This window comes from Vibrio sp. S12_S33 (genome assembly GCF_963889785.1).
Lineage (GTDB): Bacteria > Pseudomonadota > Gammaproteobacteria > Enterobacterales > Vibrionaceae > Vibrio > Vibrio aestuarianus.
The window spans coordinates 1-307 of sequence record NZ_CAWPQZ010000313.1 but is presented as its reverse complement, the minus strand read 5'-3'; the positions used below and the strand labels follow the sequence as shown (position 1 = coordinate 307).

Below are 307 nucleotides of genomic sequence, written 5' to 3'. Positions count from 1 at the left end.
TACACTAAATATCACATAGTTTGGGTGACTAAGTACCGTCGGAAAATCCTGAATCCTGGTATGTGCAGCTACCTACGAAAGATTATGCCAAAGTTACTGCGAAGTTTACCTGGCGTTGAGATCGAGACGATAGGCTTTGATGAAGATCTTCTGCATATGATGATGCTTATCCCACCGAAGTACAGTATTTCAGACGTCATGGGTAAACTAAAAAGCCAATCGTCGCACCACATGCGAAAAACGTTCAGTTGGCTAAGTAAGGTTTACTGGAAAGAGAACATTGTTTGGTCGCCAGGTTACTTTGTCA

Annotated in this window: 1 protein-coding gene; it reads left to right on the top strand. The window is 42.3% G+C overall.

What is annotated here, in order from left to right:
* Positions 1-60 precede the first annotated feature (60 nt).
* Positions 61-307: IS200/IS605 family transposase (gene tnpA, locus AACW06_RS20295; RefSeq protein WP_238336788.1), on the top strand; the 247-nt coding region annotated here is incomplete at its 3' end.